Source organism: Cupriavidus pauculus (genome assembly GCF_008801835.1).
Taxonomy (GTDB): domain Bacteria; phylum Pseudomonadota; class Gammaproteobacteria; order Burkholderiales; family Burkholderiaceae; genus Cupriavidus; species Cupriavidus pauculus.
Map to the genome: position 1 here is coordinate 1 of NZ_VZOW01000008.1, position 19,046 is coordinate 19,046.

The following is a 19,046-nucleotide window of genomic DNA, read 5'->3' on the forward strand; positions in this document are numbered from 1 at the left end:
CGGTCAGGTGCGCGAACACGGCGGAGATCTGGAACGAGCGGATCACGCCGCGCCGCGCAATCTGTGCGGGCTTTTCGCGCGTGATGTCGATGCCGTTAAAGAGAATGGTGCCCGTGGTGGGCTCCAGAAATTTCGTGAGCAGGTTGAAGCAGGTGGTCTTGCCCGCGCCGTTCGGTCCGATCAATGCATGGATCGAGCCGCGACGCACGCACAGATTCACGTCGCTCACTGCGGTGAACCCCTTGAACGACTTCGTCAGGTTACGGACTTCCAGTACGTTGGTTGTCATCTGATACGCAAGGAATTGCCGCGCATGCAGCGCGGCAACGATTGGAAGACGAGATGGAAAGCCGACGGCGCCGCCGCCGGCAGGCCGCCCGGCGTGGCTTACTTCTTGACCAGCGTGCAGCGCGACTGCGACAGCGGCTGGAACGCCTCTTCGGCCGGCACCGTGGCGACGAGCTTGAGGTAGTCCCACGGCGACTTGGAATCCGCGGGCTTCTTCACTTCCATCAGGTACATGTCATGCATCATGCGACCATCGGCGCGGATGTAGCCGTTCTTGGCAAACGCATCGTTGATCTTTGCCTTTTTGAGCGCGGCCATCACGGTGTCCGAATCGTCGCTGCCGGTGGCCTGCACCGCCTTGAGGTACTGCAGAACGGCCGAGTAGGTGCCGGCATGAACCATGTTCGGCATGCGCTTCATGCGTGCAAAAAAGCGGCTGCCGAATTCGCGCGTCTGCGGGTTCAGGTCCCAGTACCAAGCGTCTGTCATCTTCATGCCCTGCGTGAGCTTCAGCCCCAGGCTGTGCACATCGCTGATCGTCATCAGCAAGCCGACCAGCGTCTGGTTCTTTGGCAGGCCGAAGTCGTTGGCGGCCTTGATGGCATTGATGGTGTCGCCGCCGCCATTGGCCAGCGCCACCACCTGCGCCTTGGAGGCCTGCGCCTGCAGCACGAACGACGAGAAGTCGGAGGCGTTCAGCGGATGCTTGACCTGGCCGACTACGGAGCCGCCCGACGCCTTGACGACGTCGGCGGTGGCAGTTTCCAGCGAGGCGCCGAACGCGTAATCGGCCGTCAGGAAATACCAGCTTTTCAGGCCCTGCTTGACCATCGCCTTGCCAGCCACGTTGGCCAGCGCGTAGGTGTCGTACACGTAGTGCACGATGTACGGCGAGCACTCTTCATTGGTGTGACGCAGATTGGCGCCGCCGGTGATCAGCGAGATGCGCTTCTTTTCGGACGCGATGCGCGAGACCGCCAATGCCACCGAGGAATTGGGCAGGTCGACGATGGCATCGACGCCGTCGCGGTCGATCCATTCGCGTGCACGGGCGCTGCCGATATCGGCCTTGTTCTGGTGATCGGCGGTGACCAGTTCGATCTTCTTGCCGGGCAGGCCATTGCCGAAATCCTCGATGGCCATCTTGGCGGCTTCGACGGAGCCCTTGCCGGCATAGTCGAGATACACGCCGGACAGATCGGTCATGACGCCGATCTTCACAACATCGCCCGAGATGGCTGCGCCGGCCGCGCCGGCAAATGCCGTCAGGCTCAACGCCAGGGCAGTGGACAACAGGGTGGCTCGCTTCATTTTTTCTTCTCCGTGGTGGTGTGGCTAGAAATCTGTTGCGCGGGCGACGTCGCCGTCCGCGCCATACGTCTCCATATGCCGTCCGTTGGCTTCAGGGGGTTCGCGGTTTGTCGATCCGCGCTTCAGGCCGCCATGTGCGCATAGCGGTAATCGCTGGGCGGCACGAACGTTTCCTTGACGGTGCGCGGCGACACCCAGCGCAGCAGGTTCAACGCGGAGCCCGCCTTGTCGTTGGTGCCGCTGCGGCGCGCGCCGCCGAAGGGCTGCTGGCCGACCACGGCGCCAGTTGGCTTGTCGTTGATATAGAAGTTGCCGGCGGCAAAGCGCAGCGCATCGGCGGCCTGCGCGATGGCGGCGCGCTCGGTGGCAAATACCGCGCCGGTCAGCGCGTAGGGGCTGGTGCTGTCGACCAGCGCCAGTACTTCGGGCCACTGCTTGTCGGCGTAGACGTAGACGCTCAGCACCGGGCCGAACAGTTCGGTTTCCATCAGCGTATGGCGCGGATTGTCGACTTCGAGCACGGTCGGCGCGATGAAATAGCCGACGCTGGCATCGGTCTTGCCGCCGGCCACCACCTTGACGCCGCTATCCGCCGCGGCGCGCTGCAGATGGCCGTCGATGCGGTCGAAGGCACGGCGGTCGATCACCGCGCCCATGAAGTTGGTGAAGTCGGTCACGTCGCCCATGCGAATGGTCTCGACCAGCGCCACCAATCGCGCGCGCACTTGCGGCCACAGCGATGCCGGCACATAGGCGCGCGAGGCCGCGCTGCACTTCTGGCCCTGGTATTCGAACGCTCCGCGCAGCAGGGCTACGGCAAGCGCTTCCACGTCGGCGGAGGCATGCGCCAGCACAAAATCCTTGCCGCCCGTTTCACCTACCAGGCGCGGATAGCTGCGATAGCGCGAGACGTTGCGGCCGACTTCGCCCCACAGCGTGTCGAATACCGCCGTCGAGCCGGTGAAGTGGATGCCGGCCAGTTCCGGGCGCGCCAGCACCGCGCCGCTGACGGCGACCGGATCGCCGGGCAGGAAGTTGATCACGCCCTTGGGCAGGCCGGCGGCTTCGAGCAGCTCCATAAACAGGAAGTTCGACAGCAATGCGGTTGCCGCCGGTTTCCACACAACGGTGTTGCCCATCAGCGCCGGAGCGATCGCAAGATTTCCGCCGATCGCCGTGAAGTTGAATGGCGTGACCGCATAGACGAAGCCTTCCAGCGGGCGGTATTCGAGATGGTTGCGCATGCCGGGCGACGAGATCGGCTGGCCGTTGGCCAGCTCATGGGCGAACTGCACGTTGAAGCGCAGGAAGTCGATCAGTTCGCACGCCGAGTCGATTTCGGCCTGGTAGGCGGTCTTGCTCTGGCCAAGCATGGTGGCTGCGTTCAGCCGCGCGCGCCACGGGCCTGCGAGCAGGTCGGCCGCTTTCAAAAAGACGGCGGCGCGCTCGGCCAGCGTTGCCTGGCTCCAGTCGCGCTGGGCAGCCACGGCTGCGTCGATGGCTGCGTGGATGGTGCCGGCATCCGCGTTGTGGATGCGGCCCAACTGCTGGTGGTGCGCGTGCGGCGCGCGCACGTCCGTGACGCTGCCGCTGGCGATGCGTTCGCCGCCGACGATCGCCGGGATTTCCAGCACGCGTGCCTGCTGCGCGTCCAGCTCCGCGATCAGCGCCTGGCGTTCGGCGCTGTCCGGTGCGTACGACAGTACCGTTTCATTAGTGAATTTTGGATGAAGATTGTGTGCAGACATATACGTTGTAAAGACTATTGGATATGTAAGTTTGTAAATTGGATCCAATATAGCAGCGCAAATATTCAGGCACAATAGGGGCCTCATTCGAATCGCACACCGATCTCCAGCACTCCATGTCCACGCAAACGGGCCGCGCAAGCGCTCCAACCAAGGGTTTACCCCAGATCATTCGCGATCAGCTCCGCTACGAAATCCTGAAAGGCACGCTGCCGTCGGGGGCGCAACTGCGCCAGGACGCGCTGGCCGAACGCTTCAATGCCAGCCGCATTCCGGTGCGCGAAGCATTGCGTCAGCTGGAAACCGAGGGCTTGGTGACCTACCAGCGCAACCGTGGCGCGGTGGTTTCAGGGATGGACGTCACGCAGATCTGCGAATTGCTCGATATCCGCGTGGCGCTGGAATGTCATGCGGCGCGACTGGGCGTGCCGAACATGGTCCAGCAGGATTTCCAGCAGATGCAGGAGATTCTGGATGCGTATTCCAAGTCGGAATCGCTGGTGGAATGGGCCGAATACAACCGGCGCTTTCACCTGGCGCTGTGCGCGCCGGCTAACAACAAGCGGCTGCGTCGCCTGATCGAAGAGTTCTGCCTGAATACGGACCGCTACACGCACGAGCAGATGTCGCTGGCCACGGGCAAGGATGGGCCGCAGGCTGACCACTACCGCATTCTTGAAGCGTGCAAGGCGCGCGATGCGCAACAGGTTGCCGCGCTGCTGGAGGAACACATTCTCGAGACCAAGCGCAACCTGCTGGCCAGCGAGCGCATGAAGGCCGAGGACTGATGCGCCAGTTCAAGGGGGCGGGCGCAATGCTGCGTTCCCTTGCCGCCGGCCGCTAGTCCCACGGCCGGCCGGTTTTGCCGACCAGTCTCCGCAGATCGCGGGACCGCGGCGGTTTTCTCAGCCCGGATGTACCACCACCAGCAAGGCCGTTGCCACGCTTTTGCCGGGATTGCCGATGGCATGGGCGACGTCCGCACCGTATCGCGCGGTTTCCCCGTGCTTCAGCTTTTTCTCTTCGCTCCCGGAGCGCACCGTCATCGATCCCGTCAGCACGGAAAGATGCTCCTGCGTGCCCGTGTCATGCGGCTCCGATGCCAGCACGCCGCCGGGCTGGATCGACAGTTCGTACCATTCAAAGCGTCCCGCCAGATCGATCGGCCCGAGAATGCGCAGCTCGCAGCGCGCGTCCGGGCTCTTCAGCGCGGGCACCGCATGCGCTGGCACCACGGCGATGGCCGGCGCCGCGGCCGCGGACGAGCCGTGCGCCAGGAAATCCGTCAGGCTCACACCCAGCGCGTTGGCCAGCCGCCACAACACCGCCACGGTGGGATTGGCCAGATTCCGCTCGATCTGCGAAAGCATAGACTTGGAGACACCTGCGCGGCGCGACAGGTCGTCCAGCGACAGGTGCTGGCTCTGCCGCAGGGCCTGGAGCGCGCTGCCTACTGCGGGCGGCCCGTCTGCGGTGGCGGGCGTTTTGGCGGAGGATGCTTGCGTCATCGATAGTCGTTCGTTATAGTGCACGAATCGTTCGTTATACAGAACGCGTTCGATTTATCGATCGAACGATCCGAGACACTACCACCGGGAGTCTGGCCATGTCGAGTACCGAGGCCTTTTACGCATCGATCCGCGCCGAGCTCGATGCGATCCGCGATGCGGGCCTGTACAAGCGCGAGCGCATCATCGCCACGCCGCAGGGCGCGCGCATCCGCACGGCGGATGGGCGCGATGTGATCAACCTGTGCGCCAACAACTATCTTGGACTGTCGTCGCATCCAAGCGTGATCGATGCCGCCCACGACGCCTTGCGCACGCACGGCTATGGTCTGTCTTCGGTGCGCTTTATCTGCGGCACGCAGGATCTGCACAAGACGCTGGAGCAGCGTCTGGCGCGCTTTCTCGGCACCGAAGATACGATCCTGTACGGCTCTGCGTTCGACGCCAACGGCGGCCTGTTCGAAACGCTGCTGGGACCCGACGACGCCGTGATCAGCGACGAACTGAACCATGCATCGATCATCGACGGCATCCGGCTGTCGAAGGCGCGCCGTTATCGCTACAAGCATAACGACCTGGAAGATCTGCGGGCGCAGTTGCGCCAGGCCGATGCCGATGGGGTGCGCTACAAGCTCGTCTTCACCGACGGCGTGTTCTCGATGGACGGCACCGTGGCGCGGCTCGACGCCATGCGCGCACTATGCGATGAATTCGGCGCGCTGCTAGGTATCGACGAATGCCATGCCACCGGCTTCATGGGCGCGCGCGGACGCGGCACGCACGAGGCGCGCGGCGTGTTCGGCAAGATCGACATCATCACCGGCACGCTTGGCAAGGCGCTGGGCGGCGCGTCGGGCGGCTTCACATCGGGGCGCAGGGAAGTGATCGACCTGCTGCGGCAACGCTCGCGTCCCTATCTCTTTTCGAACACAGTAGCGCCGGCGATCGTCGGCGGCAGCATCGCGGTGCTCGATATTCTCGAAGGCAGCACCGAATTGCGCGACAAGCTCGCGCAGAACACGGCATTTTTCCGCGCGGGCATCGCGCAGCTAGGCTTCGACATCAAGCCGGGCGACCATCCAATCGTGCCGATCATGGTCTATGACGCCGACAAGGCGCAGAAGCTGGCCGATCGCCTGCTGGAACTGGGCGTGTACGTGGTCGGATTCTTCTTTCCGGTGGTGCCCAAGGGCCAGGCGCGCATTCGCGTGCAGATGAGCGCGGTACACGATACGGCCACGTTGCAGGCGGCGCTCGATGCGTTCGCGCAGGCGGGCCGCGAACTGGGGCTGATTCGATGAGCGATCGGGGTCACACCAGTACTGCCACTATCGCGCCGAAGATCCTGATCGTGGGCGCGAACGGACAACTCGGCTCGGAGCTGGCATTGGCGCTGGCCGAGCGCCATGGCCGCGCGCAGGTCGTGACGTCGGACGTGGTGCCGACCGGCCGGCACATGCAGCTGTCCCACGAAATGCTCAATATCACCGACCGGGGCGCGCTGACCACCGTGATCGAGCGACATGGCATTACGCAGATCTATCTGCTGGCCGCGGCGCTGTCCGCCACCGGCGAAAAGGCCCCGCAATGGGCCTGGAACCTGAACATGACGGGCCTGCTCAATGTGCTGGAAGCCGCGCGTCATCACGGCATCGAGCGCGTGTTCTGGCCCAGCTCGATCGCCGCGTTCGGGCCCACCACGCCGCGCGTCGATACACCGCAGAAGACCGTCATGGAGCCCACCACCGTGTATGGCATCTCGAAGCTGGCCGGTGAAGGCTGGTGCCGCTGGTACTTCGAGAACCATGGCGTCGATGTGCGCAGCGTGCGCTACCCGGGTCTCATCTCGCACAAGACGCCGCCCGGCGGCGGCACCACGGACTACGCCGTGGACATCTTCCACCACGCCGTGCGTGGCGAAGCCTATACGTGCTTTCTCGACGCCGGCGAGCGCTTGCCGATGATGTATATGCCGGACGCGATCCGCGCGACGCTCGACCTGATGGACGCGCCGCGCGACGCCGTGCGCGAGCGCGGCAGCTACAACCTCGCCGGCATGAGCTTCACGCCGGAGGAGATCGCCGCGGCCATCCGTCGTCGTCTTCCCGAATTCGAGATCCGCTACCAGCCCGACTATCGCCAGGCCATCGCGCAGGGCTGGCCCGATTCGATCGACGACAGTGCAGCGCGTCGCGACTGGGGCTGGCAACCGGCCTATGGGCTGCAGGAGATGGTCGACGACATGCTGGCCAACCTGAGCGCCGTGGGCGGCACTGCGACGTCCGACTGAAATTCACTCGTTAAATGACGGCCGGATCACGCTTACAGAAACCATTCGTAAGGAAATCATTTGCATCCTAATTAGTTCAGGTCTATCATTTGACCTATGTCACAAATTGATGCCCTCCGATTCGCCTTCACCGGCCAGCTGATGCTGGCCGGTCGTCAATGGCGACAGATCAGTCAAGCCGCCGTGACCGCCCATGGCATTTCCGCGGCGGCCGCCGCGCCGCTGCTGTTTATCCGGCGCCTGGGCGGCGGGGTGCGTCAGGTCACGCTGGCCGACTATGTCGGTGTGGAGGGCGCCACGCTGGTGCGCCTGGTCGATCAGCTCAGCGCCGCCGAGCTGGTGCGCCGCGAGGTGGATCCCAGCGACCGGCGCGCCAATGTGCTGTCGCTGACCGAGGCGGGCGAGCGAATGGCCGAGCAGATCGAAGTGGAATTGAAGCAGTTGCGCGCCGAGGTCTTTGCCGACGTCAGCGAGGCCGATATGGCCGCCACGCTGCGCGTGCTCGAAGCACTGTCGCGCGCCGCTGCGGCGGCTTCCTCATCGGCCAGGCAGGAGTCCTGAGCAGCATGATGAGCTGGCCGTCTTCACGAGACTGGATCTTTTCCTTCAAGGCTTTTATCGCTGCGATGCTGGCCTTGTGGATCGCGATGTACCTTGGCCTGCCCCGTCCGTACTGGGCCATGGGTTCGGTCTACATCGTCGCGCATCCGCTGACCGGCGCCACACGTTCGAAGGCGCTGTACCGCGTGCTGGGCACGCTGCTGGGCGCAGCAGCTGCCGTTGCCATGGTGCCGCCGCTGGTCAATTCTCCGCCGTTGCTGATGGGCGCCGTGGCGATCTGGGTGGCTTGCCTGTTGTATGTGGCGCTGCTGCATCGCACGCCGCGCAGCTATCTGTTCATGCTGTCCGCGTACACGCTGCCATTGATCGCGCTGCCGGCCGTGGATAACCCCGTGGCGGTGTTCGATCTGGCCGTCGCGCGTTCCGAGGAAATCTGCCTCGGCATCCTGTGCGCCAGCGTGGTCGGCGCCATCGTGCTGCCGGCGAGCGTGGCCAACGTGCTGCGCGACAAGTCGCGGCAATGGATGGCCGACGCGGCGCTGTGGGCCGGCGACATGCTGTCGGCATCGCCGGGCGCCAAGGTTTCGCAGCACCATAGCCGCCATCGGCTGGCCGCCGATATCCTGGCGCTCGATCAACTGATCAGCCAGCTCTCCTACGATGCCGAAAGCGCCGAACGCGTGCGCGCCGCACGCGAATTGCGCGGGCGCATGACCATGCTGCTGCCAGTGCTCTCGTCGCTGGCCACCATCGTCGAATCTCTCCAGGCCGCGGGCGGCCTGCCCGCGGCACTGGCCGCGCAGATGCGCGCGGTCAAGGCATGGATCGAAGCCGGCGCGCCCGGCGACGCGCGGCCTGCGCTGACCGCCACGCCCGCGCAGGCGGGCTGGGACGCCGCGCTGGTGACCGCCGCCGAAGACCGGCTGCAGCAGATGGTGGTGCTCTGGCATGACTGCGTGTCGCTGTGCCGCCGCCTTGGCGAAAAACATATCGAAGGCAACTGGGTGCCCGAATTCCTGCGCTGGGAAGTGGGCCGCGCGCGTCACTACGACCACGGCATGCTGCTGTTTTCCACCGTGACGGTGGCGCTGGCGATCTTCGCCATGGGGATGCTGTGGATCCAGATGGGCTGGGCCGACGGCGCGGGCGCTGTCGCGCTGGGGGCGATCTCGTGCTGCTTCTTTGCCGCGCTAGACGAACCGGCGCCGATGATCCAGTCGTTCTTCAACTGGAACGTGGTCTGCCTGCTGATCTCGCTGGTCATGCTGTTTGCCATACTGCCGGTGGCACACGACTTTGAAATGCTGGTGCTGATGTTTGCCGTGCCGTACCTGATCATCGGCCTGCTGGTGGCGCAGCCCCGGCTGGCCATGATCGGCATGCCGCTGGCCGTGGTGACTGCCAACGATATCGGCATCCAGGGCGCATACAGCGCCAACTTCCAGGCGTTCTTCAACAGTAACGTGGCGGGCATTGCAGGCATCGCCTTTGCGCTGGCGTGGACGCTGGTGGTCCGGCCGTTCGGCACCAAAGCTGCCACGCGCCGGCTGGTGCGTGCGGGCTGGAGCGACATTGCCGAGAACGCGCTGGGCCGGCATCCCGATTCGCATACGCGCTTGCGCGCCCGCATGCTCGATCGCCTGGCGCAACTGGTGCCGCGACTGGCCGCCAGCGACAGCGAAGTATCGACCGACGGCTTCAGCGAAGTGCGCGTGGAACTGACGGCGCTGGCGCTGCAGCGCGAAATGGCCGACATGTCCGGCGACGAACAGCATGCGGTGCGCCGCGTGCTGCGCAGTATTTCCACCTACTACAAGGCGCGCCTCGATGGCTCGGCGGATGCGCCGCCGGCCGCGCTGCAAACGCGCCTGGCCCATGCGCAGCGCAAGGTGCGCTCGCGCGTGGCGCTGGCCGCATTGGTCGATATGCAGGTGGCCCTGTTTCCGCCGGCGTTGCCGGCACCCGTTTCCGCAAATGCATGATGCCCGGTGAATTCAGTATCTACGGCGTGTTCATCCCCAGCCTGCTGGTGTGGATGCTCGCGGCCTTTCTTGTCACCAGTGCGGCGCGCGCCGTGCTGACCCGCGTGGGCTTCTACAAGCTCGTGTGGCACCGATCCCTTTTCAATCTGGCGCTGTACGCCATCATCCTTGGTGGAGTGGTAGCGATGGCGCCGTGGCTGCAATCATGAAACTCAGACTCTCCTCGCTCGGGCCGATCGTGTTGACGTTGGCCGTCACCGCGGTTGGCGCGGTCGTTGTCAAACATCTGTGGGACTACTACACCGTGGCGCCGTGGACGCGCGACGGGCATATCCGCGCCGACGTGGTGCAGGTGGCGCCCGACGTATCGGGTCTGGTCACGCGCATCGCCGTGAAGGACAACCAGCATGTCAAGGCGGGCGATGTGCTGTTCGAGATCGACCACGAACGCTACGCGCTGGCGCTGCGTCAGGCGGAGGCCACCGCAGCCGCGGTGCGTGCGACCCTGGCGCAGGCGCGCCGCGAAGCATCGCGCAGCCAGAAGCTGTCCGACGTGGTGTCCAAGGAAATCATCGAAGAGGGCCTGGCCAAGGTGCAGCAGGGCGAGGCCCAGCTGGCGCAGGCCGAAGCAGCGATCGGCGTGGCACGGCTGAACCTCGAACGCACGCGCGTGGTGAGCCCGGTGGAAGGCTATGTCAACGACCGGCTGCCGCGCCTGGGCGACTACGTCGTGACCGGCAAGCCGGTGCTGTCGATGGTCGATTCGAAGTCGTTCCACGTGGAAGGCTATTTCGAGGAAACCAAGCTGCAGGGCATCCATATCGGCAGCCCCGTCGACATCCGCATCATGGGCGAAAAGCGCGTGCTGCCAGGCCATGTGCAAAGCATCGCGGCCGGCATCGAGGATCGCGACCGCACCAACGGGTCGAACCTGCTGCCCAATGTGAACCCGACCTTCAACTGGGTGCGACTGGCGCAGCGCGTGCCGGTGCGCATCCAGTTCGACCAGATGCCCGATGACGTGCGTCTGGTCGCCGGCCGTACTGCCACGGTGTCGGTCAAGGCCGATGGCAAGACGGCCGATCAGCCCGCCGCGCCGGCAGCGGCGGCTGACAAGAGTGCCTCGCAAGACAAGGTCGCGCTGGCCGGCAAGAGCGCGTCCGCAACCGGAGCCCTGCAGTGAAACGCTTTGCCCGCGCCACGCTTGCGGCCATGTTGCCGCTTGCCCTGGCTGCATGCATGACGGTCGGTCCCGACCACAAGGTGCCCGATGACGCCGTAGTCAAGGCGTCGGCCGCCAACGGTCCGTTCGCCGGCACCGAGAACGATGCCGTGTCGATTGGCGATGTGCCCAACGACTGGTGGCGCCTGTATGACGATCCGCATATCGACGATCTGGTCAAGCAGGCGCTGGTGGCCAACACCGATCTGCGCGTGGCCGCTGCCAATCTCAAACGCGCCATCGCCGTTTATCACGAGGTGGAAGCCGAAAACCTGCCCGAAGCGAAATTCAAGGCCAGTGCGGAACGTGGGCAGATTGCCGGCGAGCCGTTGCTGCATGAAGAAAAAATTCCGGCGATGAACTTTGGCGACATCGGCTTCGAGGTGTCGTACCTGATCGACTTTTGGGGCAAGCTCAAGCGTGCCGACGAGGCGGCGCTGGCTGCCGCGCAGGCCAGCCATGCGGCGCTGGACCAGGCCCGCGTGGGCGTGGTGGCGGAGACCGTGCGCGCTTATGTACAGGGCTGCACGGCCACGCATGAGCTGCACGTGGCGCAGCATCAGCTCGATCTGCAGGAGCGCGGCGTGCAACTGGCGCAGAAGCTGGTGGATGCGGGGCGCGGCCAGCCTACCGATCTGCTGCGCGCGCAGGCGCAGGCCGAAACGCTGCGCTCGGCGCTGCCGCGCTATCGCGCCGAGCAGGAAGGCGCCGCCTATCGCCTTGCGGTGATGTTGGGCAAGCCGCCTGCCGCGCTCGATGTGCGCAGCGTGGCGTGCGAGCACGTGCCTGCGCTCAAGCAGCCGTTGCCGGTTGGCGATGGCACGGCATTGCTCAAGCGTCGACCCGACGTGCGTCAGGCCGAGCGCGAACTGGCCGCCGCGACGGCCAAGATCGGCGTGGCGACGGCAGACCTGTTCCCGCAGATCCGCATTGGCGCTTCCGCCGGCTTCACCGGGATTCTCGATCACCTGGGCCAAGCGCCGACCGCGCACTGGGGCTGGGGACCGGCGATCTCGTGGACCATTCCCACCAGCGGCACGCGTGCGCGCATCCACAACATGGAGTTCGGCGCGGAAGGTGCACTGGCGCATTTCGACGGCGTGGTGCTCAAGGCGCTGCGCGAAACGCAGAGCGCGCTGTCGACCTACACGCACGAACTCGATCGCAACCGGTCGCTGCGCGCCGCGCGCGACAAGGCGGACGAAGCCGCGCGCCAGAATCGTCTGCTATGGCAGGCGGGACGTTCGCCGTATCTGCAAAGCGTCGACGCGGATCGCACGCTGGCCAACACCGATGCCGCGCTGGCCGCTTCGGACGCCCAAGTGGCGATGGACCAGATCAACCTGTTCCTGGCGCTGGGCGGCGGCTGGCAGGATGCGCCGGCGATTGCCAGCCATCCCGTGGGCAAGGCGGCCGGCGAGCCAGTCACGCTTCAGCCCGAAGCGCATTGAGGTAAAGTTCTGGCCTCGGCCGCGTCCCACTCGGCGCGGTTCGACCGCCATCATTGCGCACAACGCGATGGCGGCTTCTCGATTCCCAGGAAAACAAGACCTATGAAGATGCTCTCGATCACGAAGACCCTGGCCGCCGCAACCGTGGCGCTGGGTGTGGTTGCCGCCGGCAACGCCGCGGCGCAGGAACAGACGATTCGCGTTGGCACGGTGAGCGGGCCCGACGCCGAAGTCTGGCAGGTGGTGCAGAAGGTGGCGAAGAAGAACGGGCTGAACGTGAAGGTGGTGGAGTTCAACGACTACGTGCAGCCCAATGCCGCGCTGGATGCGGGCGACCTCGACGCCAACAGCTTCCAGCACCAGCCGTATCTCGATAGTCAGATCAAGCAGCGCGGCTACAAGATGGTCAGCGTCGGCTACACCTATATTTCGCCGCTGGGCATCTATTCGAAGACCCTCAAGTCGCCGAAGGACCTGCCGCAAGGCGCCAAGGTGGCGGTGCCCAACGATCCGTCCAACGAGAATCGCGCGCTGCTGTTGCTGGCCGCGCAGGGCGTGATCAAGCTGAAGCCCGGTGTTGGCACGAACGGTGTGAACGCCACGCCGCTGGATGTGGCCGACAATCCGAAGAAGATCAAGCTGGTGGAGCTCGACGCCGCGCAACTGGCGCGCGCGCTGCCCGACGTGGCCGCTGCGGTGATCAACACCAACTACGCGCTGGCCGCCGGCCTGCAGCCGACGACCAATGCGATCGCGCTGGAAGACATCCACAGCCCGTACGCCAACATCATCGTGGTGCGCACGCAGGACAAGGACAAGCCATGGGTGAAGAAGCTCGTGGCCGCTTACCAGTCGGAAGAGGTGCGCCAGTTCATGAAGGCGCAGTTCAAGGGCGCGATGGTGCCGTCGTTCTGATCCGGAACGCGCATCGTTGTGCACAGCGGAACGGCGGCCACGGGTCGCCGTTTTTGCATCTATCCATAGTCGAAATGCTTCGTTCGCATGCTGCGAGCGCAGCGCTAAGGTACGGAATCGAATCCCGCCCCGGAGTTACATTGTGTCCACACCGCTGAAAGTCGTCGCCGTGAATGGCAGCGCTCATCAACCGTCGCGCACGCTGGTGCTGATCCAGGCGCTGCTGGCAGAACTGGACCAGCGGCTCGTGCTCGATACGCAGATTGTCGACCTGAGCGAGATTGCACGTCCGCTCGGCGCGGCGCTGACACGCCAGGAACTGCCTGCCGATATCGAGGCACAGGTTGCCGCGATTGAATCGGCCGATCTGCTGATTGCCGCCGCGCCCGTGTACCGCGGATCGTTCCCGGGACACTTCAAGCATCTGTTCGATCTGGTGGGCATGGATGCGTTGATCGACAAGCCCGTGCTGCTGGCCGCCACCGGCGGCAGCGACCGGCACGCGCTGGTGCTCGAGCATCAGCTTCGCCCGCTGTTCAGCTTCCTGCAGGCACTGACGCTGCCGGTTGGCGTGTACGCGAGCACGGCGGATTTCGATGGCTATCAGGTCGGCAGCCAGGCGCTGGCCACGCGCATCGCGCTGGCCGCCGAGCGCGCCACGCCGTTGTTTGCGGCCTCGGCGCGCCAGCTGCGGCGAGTGGCCTGAAGCGAGTGATTTGACGGGCGAGCAGCCGCGCGCCCTCAGCTTTCCAGCGCCGGAGGCAGTCGGTCATTGACCCAGTCGCGCACCGCTTCATACGCGGCGGCCAGTTGCAGCACGCTCAGGTCGTCGCGCGGCCGGCCGATCAGTTGCATGCCCATCGGCAAACCTTCCGCATTGAATCCCACCGGGACGCTGATCACCGGGCAACCCGACAGCGTCCACGCCACCACCACCTCCATCCAGCGGTGATAGGTGTCCATGTCGCGGCCCGCAATCGATGTGGGCCAGTGCTGGTCCACATCGAATGGGAACACCTGCGCAGTGGGCACCGCGATGTAGTCGAAGTCGGCAAAGATGCGCTGCAGCGCCTGATGCCATGCGCTGCGCTGGACGCTGGCTGCATACAGGTCGCTGGCCTTGAGATCGAGCGAGCCTTCGATTTCCCAGATCGCCTCGGGCTTGAGCTGCGCGCGCGTGGCCGGGTTGGTGTACAGCGCCAGGCGCGCATTGCCCGTCAGGAAGTGCCGGTGCACCAGCCACATCTGCCAGATCTTCTCGGCAGGATAGGGCGGTGCGATGGCATCGACGCTGACGCCGAAATCCGGGAAGAAACGCAGCGCCTGTTCGCACAGCGCGAGGATGCCGTCTTCCATCGGCAAATAGCCGCCCCAGTTACCCAGCCACGCTACGCGCTTGCCCGACAGATCGGCGTCCAGCACGTCGCGCACATTGCGGGGCGTCAGCGAGGCCAGTATCGGATCGTGCGGCAGTGCCTGCGGAGTGCGCGCATCGGGACCGGCTTGCGTTGCCAGCAGCAGCGCCAGGTCCGCAACGTTGCGCGCCATCGGCCCCTCGCAGCCGAGCTGCGGCAGGAACAGTTCCGGCGCGGGGCCATACGGCACGCGGCCTGCCGATGGGCGGAATCCATAAACATTGCAGAACGCGGCCGGATTACGCAGCGATCCGCCAAAGTCGCTGCCATCGGCCACCGGCAGCATGCGCAGCGCCAGCGCGGCTGCCGCGCCGCCACTGCTGCCGCCGGCCGAACGCGTGCGATCGTAAGGATTGCGCGTTGCACCGTACACGGGATTGAACGTGTGCGATCCCAGGCCAAATTCAGGCGTGTTGGTCTTGCCGATAAGGATTGCGCCGGCATTGCGCATGCGTTCGACAATGACCGAATCGCTGGCCGGTACGTTGTCCTTGAAGATCGGCGACCCGTAGGTGGTGCGAATGCCGCGGGTCATGGCCAGATCCTTCGGCGCTTGCGGCATGCCATGCATCCAGCCGGCCGATTTGCCCGCCGCCAGCGACTGGTCGGCCGCGTCGGCTTCGCGCATCGACAGCCCGGAATCCTGTCGCGCAACGATGGCGTTGACGCCGGGATTGAGCGTGTCGATATGCGCGAGATAGGCCGCCATGACCTCGCGGCACGAGACCTCCCTGGCATGGATGGCGTGCGATAGCTGCCGCGCGGGCAGCATCACGATCGGGTCGGGTCGATAGGTGCTCATGGCAGGGGACGTTTTGCAGTCATTGGGGCAATCGCGGGGCGCTGGCAATCGGTGGCAGCGGTTGCCAGCCCTCGGCGTCGATCAGAGTCGTTCGGCGTGGTGCCGCAGATGATCGGCGATAAACGTCGTGATGAAGTAGTAGCCATGGTCGTAGCCGTCGTGCCGGCGCAGCGTAAGCGGCTGGCCCACGCTGGCACAGGCCGTCTCGAAGGCCTCCGGGTGCAGTTGCTCGGCCAGGAATTTGTCCGACAGCCCCTGATCGACGAGGATCCCGGACGGAAATGGCGCCGACGCCTGCGCCGCCATCAACGCGCTGGCATCGTGTTGCGCCCAGCGGCTGCGGTCCTCGCCGAGATAGCCGGTGAACGCCTTTACGCCCCACGGGCATTGCGATGGCGCGGCAATTGGCGCGAAGGCCGAGACCGAGCGGAAGCGCTGCGGGTAACGTTGCGCCAGCACCAGTGCGCCGTGGCCGCCCATCGAATGGCCGAAGATGCCGACGCGGCCCGCATCAACCGGCAGTTCACGCGCGACAAGGTGAAACAGTTCGTCGGCCACGTAGCTTTCCATACGCCAGTGCATGCGCCAGGGCGCTTCGATCGCGTCGACGTAAAACCCCGCGCCCACGCCGAAATCCCATGCATCGGCCTCGCCCGGCACATGCGCACCGCGCGGGCTGGTGTCGGGCGCCACCAGGATCAGCCCGAGGCGCGCGGCGTGCTGCTGCGCGCCAGCCTTGATCGCGAAGGTTTCCTCGGTGCAGGTCAGGCCCGCGAGGTAGAACAGCGCCGGCACGCGCGCGGCGTTGGCACCCAGCGCCTGCGGCGGCAGGAAGACCGAGAACCGCATCGGCAGCCCGATGGCGGACGACTGGTGCTGGTAGAAGCGCTGCACGCCGCCGTGACAGCCATGTTCGGAGAGCAGTTCCATGGCGCGCGTTCTCAGTACAGCACGACCGAGCGGATCGACTCGCCGCGCTTCATCAGGTCAAAGCCTTCGTTGATGCGATCGAGCGGCAGCGTATGTGTGATCAGGTCGTCGATGTTGAGCTTGCCTTCCATGTACCAGTCGACGATCTTCGGCACATCGGTACGGCCACGCGCGCCACCGAACGCCGAGCCCTTCCATTCGCGGCCCGTGACGAGCTGGAACGGACGCGTGGAGATTTCTGCGCCAGCCTCGGCCACGCCGATGATGATCGATTTGCCCCAGCCCTTGTGGCAGCATTCCAGCGCCTGGCGCATGACCTGGGTATTGCCGATGCATTCGAACGAATAGTCGGCGCCGCCATCGGTGAGCTGCACGATGTGGTCCACCACGTTGTCCACCTGCTTCGGATTGACGAAATGCGTCATGCCGAACTTGCGCGCCATTGCCTCGCGGCCCGGGTTGAGGTCGACGCCGATGATCTTGTCGGCGCCCACCATCTTCGCGGCCTGGATCACGTTCAGGCCGATGCCGCCCAGGCCGAACACCACCACGTTGGCCCCGGCTTCCACCTTGGCCGTGAACAGCACCGCGCCCACGCCCGTGGTGACGCCGCAGCCGATGTAGCAGACCTTGTCGAACGGTGCATCGGGACGGATCTTGGCCAGCGCGATCTCCGGCACCACGATGTGGTTGGCGAAGGTCGACGTGCCCATGTAGTGGAAAATCGGCTTGCCATCGATCGAAAAGCGCGACGTGCCATCGGGCATCAATCCCTTGCCTTGCGTGGCGCGGATGGCCTGGCACAGGTTGGTCTTGCGCGACAGGCAAAACTTGCACTGGCGGCATTCCGGCGTGTAGAGCGGAATCACATGATCGCCCGGCTTCAGCGACGTCACGCCGGGGCCGACGTCGGTGACAATGCCCGCGCCCTCGTGGCCCAGGATCGCCGGGAAGATGCCCTCTGGATCGGCGCCGGACAGCGTGTAGTAGTCGGTATGGCAGATGCCAGTCGCCTTGATCTCGACAAGCACTTCACCGGCGCGCGGGCCATCGAGGTCCACCTCTTCCACGGTGAGCGGGGCGCCGGCTTTCCAGGCGATGGCGGCTTTGGTTTTCATGAGGCAGCTCCTTACGTATGAGAGTGGGGCGACACGCGCGTGCGCCACCGAAAGGCCATGACTATACGGGCATCGACGCGGCGCGGCCAGCAGGCTGCGCGATTATCGGCTGCCTGTCGGGTCGCGCGCGAGCGCGGCGGGCAATGGCGTGCTTTGCTGCAGTTCGCCGTCGTGGCGCCGCCCGAGCCACCATCCCAGCCAGGCCCATGCAACGGCCAGCGCAGCGCCGGCCAGCGCCACGGTTGCGGGATGGCCGGACAGCGCGTCGATGGCGGTCTTGACCCACGCGCTTACCGCATCGCCGGCCCGATAGATCGCCGTGTCGATGACGTTCTTGGCATTGTACTTGGTTTGCGGATCGACCGCGGTGAACAGCATTTCGCGCCCCGGACGCAGCATCGCGTATTCGCCCACACGCCGCACGATCATCGCGGCAGCCAGCACGCCAAACACCGGCCACATCGACAACAGCAGGAACCCGCACATCACGGCCAGCGGCACGGCGGTGAGCAGCGCGGTGACGCCATAGCGCCGCGCCACGCGCCCGGAGAAAAAGATCTGCACGAGGATCGTCAGCGCCTGCACGCTGGCGTCCAGCGCGCTGAAGACCTGCGTCTGCTGCGCGCGCGAGGGAAACGCGGCCGACACCAGCCGCGCCTGCTCGAAATACAGGAACGTGCTCGACGTGGCCAGCAGGATCACAAACAGGCTGATGCCGAGCAGGTAGCGCGAGCGCACGATCAGCGCGAGGCCGGCCCACAGGCCGCCGCCCACGGGCAGCGCGGGATCGTGCCCAACCGCATCGGCGCCGGGCGGGGGCGGACCTGCGGGCGCCGGCGCCGCGCTGCGGGTTGCGTCATCGGCCGCGCCCGCGCCAAGCCGCTGCCGCCATCCGAACAGAAAGCCCACGATCGGCAATGTGGCGGCAAGCAATGCGGCGGACAGCAGCATCAATCCGGTCAGCCCGATCGGTTCAACCAGCCAGCCGCCCAGCACCGGTCCCGCCAGCCCGCCGGCGCTGGCACCCGCCGCGATCAGCGCAAACAGCCGGCGCGCCTGTTCGGGGCGGAAGACATCGGCCATCAGGCTCCATGCCACCGACACCACGAACAGATTGAACACCGACAGCCAGACATAGAAGGTGCGCGCCAGCCAAACGTTATCCGGCATCGCGCGCGTGGCCCCCGCAAAGCCCAGCAGATTGACGATGAAAAACGCATACACCCATGGCACGAAGCGGCGGCGCGGCAGCCATTTGCAGCACGCGCCGTATAGCGGGATGGCCGCCAGCATCACCACGAAGGTGGCGGTGAACAGCCATTGCAGATTCTTCACGCCGCCGGCGATGCCCATCGTTTCGCGCACGGGCCGCAGCATGAAATAGCTGGCGAACAGGCAGAAGAAGAACAGGAAGGCAGCCACCACGGCCGTCGTTTCGCCATCACGCACGCCCAGCAGTCTGCCGGTACGCGAGTTGTCGTGCGGGTTCATGAGCGGTGGCCGAT

General features: G+C 65.4%; 18 protein-coding genes. 10 read left to right on the forward strand and 8 right to left on the reverse strand.

The genetic code is table 11. The annotated features are described in order from the left end of the window. From F7R19_RS10970 to pruA, 3 genes are all read right to left on the reverse strand, one after another. Positions 1-289 (reverse strand): ATP-binding cassette domain-containing protein (locus tag F7R19_RS10970; RefSeq protein WP_150980496.1); only part of this gene is annotated, 289 nt, incomplete at its 3' end. Between the two features lie 98 nt (positions 290-387). Next, on the reverse strand, positions 388-1,599 hold the full coding sequence (locus tag F7R19_RS10975; protein WP_061959902.1) for an ABC transporter substrate-binding protein: 1,212 nt from the start codon (positions 1,597-1,599) through the stop codon (positions 388-390). A gap of 122 nt (positions 1,600-1,721) precedes the next feature. Then, on the reverse strand, positions 1,722-3,347 hold the full coding sequence (pruA, locus tag F7R19_RS10980) for an L-glutamate gamma-semialdehyde dehydrogenase (RefSeq protein ID WP_150980501.1): 1,626 nt from the start codon (positions 3,345-3,347) through the stop codon (positions 1,722-1,724). A 116-nt stretch (positions 3,348-3,463) separates the two neighbouring features. Here pruA and F7R19_RS10985 point away from each other — a divergent pair, with 116 nt between their 5' ends. Beyond that, entirely contained in the window at positions 3,464-4,135 is a 672-nt protein-coding gene (locus tag F7R19_RS10985; RefSeq protein WP_061959904.1) for a GntR family transcriptional regulator, read from the forward strand. Positions 4,136-4,252: 117 nt separating this feature from the next. Here the strand turns inward: F7R19_RS10985 and F7R19_RS10990 are convergent, their stop codons facing one another. Then, positions 4,253-4,855 (reverse strand): helix-turn-helix domain-containing protein, encoded by a 603-nt coding sequence (locus F7R19_RS10990; RefSeq protein WP_150980502.1) that lies wholly within the window; start codon positions 4,853-4,855, stop codon positions 4,253-4,255. Between the two features lie 98 nt (positions 4,856-4,953). On the opposite strand from F7R19_RS10990, the gene kbl reads away from it, so the two are divergent. From kbl to msuE, 9 genes are all read left to right on the forward strand, one after another. After that, positions 4,954-6,156 (forward strand): glycine C-acetyltransferase, encoded by a 1,203-nt coding sequence (gene kbl, locus F7R19_RS10995; protein ID WP_150980506.1) that lies wholly within the window; start codon positions 4,954-4,956, stop codon positions 6,154-6,156. Next, entirely contained in the window at positions 6,153-7,145 is a 993-nt protein-coding gene (locus tag F7R19_RS11000; RefSeq protein ID WP_061959907.1) for an NAD-dependent epimerase/dehydratase family protein, read from the forward strand. Before kbl ends, F7R19_RS11000 begins: the two co-directional genes overlap by 4 nt. Positions 7,146-7,241: 96 nt before the next feature. Next, entirely contained in the window at positions 7,242-7,706 is a 465-nt protein-coding gene (locus F7R19_RS11005) for a MarR family winged helix-turn-helix transcriptional regulator (RefSeq protein WP_061959908.1), read from the forward strand. A 5-nt stretch (positions 7,707-7,711) separates the two neighbouring features. Beyond that, positions 7,712-9,688: an FUSC family protein gene (locus F7R19_RS11010; protein WP_150980509.1), complete on the forward strand. Its 1,977-nt coding sequence runs from the start codon at positions 7,712-7,714 to the stop codon at positions 9,686-9,688. Then, positions 9,688-9,897 (forward strand): DUF1656 domain-containing protein, encoded by a 210-nt coding sequence (locus F7R19_RS11015; RefSeq protein WP_061959916.1) that lies wholly within the window; start codon positions 9,688-9,690, stop codon positions 9,895-9,897. The genes F7R19_RS11010 and F7R19_RS11015 overlap by 1 nt, the downstream gene beginning before the upstream one ends. Beyond that, a complete protein-coding gene (locus tag F7R19_RS11020; protein WP_170292588.1) occupies positions 9,894-10,871 on the forward strand; it encodes an efflux RND transporter periplasmic adaptor subunit in 978 nt (325 codons plus the stop codon). The genes F7R19_RS11015 and F7R19_RS11020 overlap by 4 nt, the downstream gene beginning before the upstream one ends. After that, complete coding sequence (locus F7R19_RS11025) at positions 10,868-12,361, forward strand: efflux transporter outer membrane subunit (protein ID WP_150980512.1); 1,494 nt, start codon at positions 10,868-10,870, stop codon at positions 12,359-12,361. The genes F7R19_RS11020 and F7R19_RS11025 overlap by 4 nt, the downstream gene beginning before the upstream one ends. Before the next feature lie 102 nt (positions 12,362-12,463). Continuing rightward, on the forward strand, positions 12,464-13,276 hold the full coding sequence (locus tag F7R19_RS11030) for a MetQ/NlpA family ABC transporter substrate-binding protein (RefSeq protein WP_061959911.1): 813 nt from the start codon (positions 12,464-12,466) through the stop codon (positions 13,274-13,276). A gap of 142 nt (positions 13,277-13,418) precedes the next feature. Next, positions 13,419-13,982 carry an FMN reductase gene (gene msuE / locus F7R19_RS11035; RefSeq protein WP_061959912.1) on the forward strand — a complete coding sequence of 188 codons (564 nt, stop codon included), beginning with the start codon at positions 13,419-13,421 and terminating at the stop codon, positions 13,980-13,982. 35 nt (positions 13,983-14,017) lie between these two features. On the opposite strand, the gene F7R19_RS11040 is transcribed toward msuE, so the two are convergent. The 4 genes from F7R19_RS11040 to F7R19_RS11055 form a co-directional block, all read right to left on the reverse strand. After that, complete coding sequence (locus F7R19_RS11040; RefSeq protein ID WP_150980515.1) at positions 14,018-15,493, reverse strand: amidase; 1,476 nt, start codon at positions 15,491-15,493, stop codon at positions 14,018-14,020. An 81-nt stretch (positions 15,494-15,574) separates the two neighbouring features. Next, positions 15,575-16,423, reverse strand: coding sequence for an S-formylglutathione hydrolase (gene fghA, locus F7R19_RS11045; protein WP_150980519.1), 849 nt, complete (start codon positions 16,421-16,423; stop codon positions 15,575-15,577). An 11-nt stretch (positions 16,424-16,434) separates the two neighbouring features. Then, positions 16,435-17,541, reverse strand: coding sequence for an S-(hydroxymethyl)glutathione dehydrogenase/class III alcohol dehydrogenase (locus F7R19_RS11050; RefSeq protein ID WP_061959915.1), 1,107 nt, complete (start codon positions 17,539-17,541; stop codon positions 16,435-16,437). Between the two features lie 102 nt (positions 17,542-17,643). Beyond that, the gene (locus tag F7R19_RS11055) at positions 17,644-19,032 is read right to left on the reverse strand and encodes an NTP/NDP exchange transporter (protein ID WP_150980522.1); all 1,389 of its coding nucleotides are present in this window, start codon (positions 19,030-19,032) and stop codon (positions 17,644-17,646) included. Positions 19,033-19,046 lie beyond the last annotated feature (14 nt).